Origin of the sequence: Kribbella catacumbae DSM 19601, from assembly GCF_000372465.1 — a bacterium.
GTDB lineage: Bacteria > Actinomycetota > Actinomycetes > Propionibacteriales > Kribbellaceae > Kribbella > Kribbella catacumbae.
This window is the reverse complement of the sequence record NZ_AQUZ01000127.1, coordinates 1-2,123: the sequence shown is the minus strand read 5'-3', so window position 1 is coordinate 2,123 and position 2,123 is coordinate 1. Positions and strand designations below refer to the sequence as shown.

The 2,123-nt window shown below is 67.0% G+C and carries 4 protein-coding genes and 1 pseudogene; 1 reads left to right on the top strand and 4 read right to left on the bottom strand.

Features of this window, described 5'->3' with window-relative positions; translation table 11 throughout:
• A pseudogene (locus A3ES_RS0145445) lies at positions 1–317 on the top strand (hypothetical protein); the annotation flags it as partial.
• 9 nt (positions 318–326) lie between these two features.
• Here the strand turns inward: A3ES_RS0145445 and A3ES_RS0145440 are convergent.
• The 4 genes from A3ES_RS0145440 to A3ES_RS50805 form a co-directional block, all read right to left on the bottom strand.
• Positions 327–551: a hypothetical protein gene (locus A3ES_RS0145440; protein ID WP_020393469.1), complete on the bottom strand. Its 225-nt coding sequence runs from the start codon at positions 549–551 to the stop codon at positions 327–329.
• Positions 552–761: 210 nt separating this feature from the next.
• Complete coding sequence (locus A3ES_RS54885; protein WP_020393468.1) at positions 762–914, bottom strand: hypothetical protein; 153 nt, start codon at positions 912–914, stop codon at positions 762–764.
• Between the two features lie 4 nt (positions 915–918).
• Positions 919–1,101 (bottom strand): hypothetical protein, encoded by a 183-nt coding sequence (locus tag A3ES_RS0145430; RefSeq protein ID WP_020393467.1) that lies wholly within the window; start codon positions 1,099–1,101, stop codon positions 919–921.
• 62 nt (positions 1,102–1,163) lie between these two features.
• A complete protein-coding gene (locus A3ES_RS50805; RefSeq protein WP_020393466.1) occupies positions 1,164–1,943 on the bottom strand; it encodes a ParA family protein in 780 nt (259 codons plus the stop codon).
• Positions 1,944–2,123 lie beyond the last annotated feature (180 nt).

Sequence of the window (2,123 nt, the reverse complement as noted above, 5' to 3'; positions counted from 1 at the left end):
GGAGCATGAAGGGCAAGACCTGGGGGGCCGCGGTGCTGGTCGCAGTGGTGATGGTCGCGGGATGCAGCGGCAACGAGAGCCCGGCGGCCGCGCCAAGTCAGCCGCCGGCCACAACACCAACCGCGACACCGACGCCAGACCGGGTCACGCTGGAGAACAGCTGCAGGGCCGCGCTCCGCGCCGAGTACGAAGCGGGATTCGAGCAGCAGGGCAACCAGCTGCCGCCGTCCGCGCAGAAGCCGGTCTGCACGATCCTGGACCGGCCGACGATCAAGCGCCTGGCGGATGAGGCGGTCGACGAGATCATGGGCCGGTAGGCAGGTCAGCTAGGCGGCAGGCCCGGTGCACTCGGTAATTGCACCGGTCTCATCATCACGAACGGTGATTTCGTACCTGCCGCACCGCTCGCACTTGAACAGGTCCGAGACCGACTCGTAGTTGAAGATGTGGTCCCCGAACCCCTGGGGGTGGGTCACCGAGATCGTGATGACTTCCAGGGCCTCGGGTGCTGTGTCGTCCCCGTGCTGGTGGTCGTTGTTGGTCATCGTCATCTGTCCAATCGAGCGTAGATAGGTCCGCACGCGCCACCGCACTCGGTGAGCATGCAGAACCGGCACCGGATACCTACGTCAATGGGTATCTTGCAGCACCGACAACGGTGCTTCACGATCCGGCCATCCTCAGTGCGAGGGCGCGGGTCCGGGCGGACAACTGCCAGCTCCGGACGCCGCGGCGGCTCCTCGTCCCACAGCTGCAGCTGCTCAGCCGCCGGCACCGAGGACCACTCCCCTGCACCAGGTGCACCGCTTCCCCTCGAGCTCGTCGACGCGGACCCACCACGTACAGCCGTCACAGTGGGCGAGGACGTCGCCGGCCAACTGCAGGAGCGGCCTGTCGGTGAGCAGTGCAGCCATCGGGTTACCTCTTTCCGTGTCGATCGAGCCATTCGAGAATGGCTTCTTCGGTGATGTCCTGGACGGGGCGCTCGTCGTCGACGGCCGCAGACTTGACCCTCTTGCGGGTGCTCGCCTTGAGGCGCACCGAGAACGGCACGACTGGGTCGTTCGCCTGGGCCTCGATGCCGCCGGCATACCGGCCCACGCTGCTCTCCACGGTTCGGGGGGCGGGTGCGTCGCGTCGGGCTGGCTTTTCGGTTGCCACCATCACTCCTTGGTTCGTTCGATGAGTTCGTCGGCGAACGCGTCGTACGCGATGCCGAGTGCTTCCCCTGCGGGGCCTTGTAGGGAGCCTGCGGGGATCCCGAAACCTGATGCCTCGTCGCTCTTGAGGCGGTGCGGGATGACTGTGCGGGCGAGCTTGTCGCCGTACAGGCTGGCCGCTTCGTCGATGCGGTTCTGGTGCTCGCCGAGCCGGGTGTCGGCTGCGGCCGCGAGTACTGCGGTGAGCTGGACCTCGCTGCGCATGTCGCGGCGTACGACGTCGACGGTCTCGGCTGTGCGGGCCATGCCATGCATCGCCATCCGCTCCGGCCGGAACGGGACAACGACGTGGTCAGCTGCGATGACGGCGGACACACAGCCGGGGCCGAGGTCGGGCGGGCCGTCGAGCAGGACGTAGTCGTATCGGCTGGTCAGCTCGGCCTCATCGATGGCGCGGCGCAGACGGAACACGAGCGATGGCTTGTTCGACGCCCAGACGTCTTCGAGGTCCAGCGACGCCGGCACCAGCTCGACTCCTCCCCACGGGGGGTCGGTCGGGACGATGGCCGTGTCGAGGCTGTGCTCGTTGCGGAGGACGTCGGCCAGGGTCCGATCGTCGACAGTCGGCTCCTCGGCGAGCAGCGTGGACGTGGCCGCGGCTTGCTTGTCGACGTCGATCACCAGTACGCGGAGGCCTCGGCGTGCGAGACGCTCGGCGACGTTGACCGTCACCGTGGTCTTGAGCACGCCGCCCTTTTGGTTGAGAAACGCGATGACCGGCACTGTTCCTCCTGCTGTAACGGGCTGGGCTAGCCCACACTTTCGCACGAGGGCATGTATGCAGTCACGCGACACTCCTTGCCTCCCACCTTGCATGCATGCTTGCCAGCAACCTCACGGGCATGCAGACAGAGGGCCGTCACCCCGCCACCGTCCACCTCGCGAAGACCTTCGCGTACGAGC

What these genes read in the sequence shown, in the direction of transcription:
- A3ES_RS0145440 (WP_020393469.1), bottom strand. Translation starts at nt 551, where the DNA reads ATGACGATGACCAACAACGACCACCAGCACGGGGACGACACAGCACCC.
- A3ES_RS54885 (WP_020393468.1), bottom strand. Translation starts at nt 914, where the DNA reads ATGGCTGCACTGCTCACCGACAGGCCGCTCCTGCAGTTGGCCGGCGAC.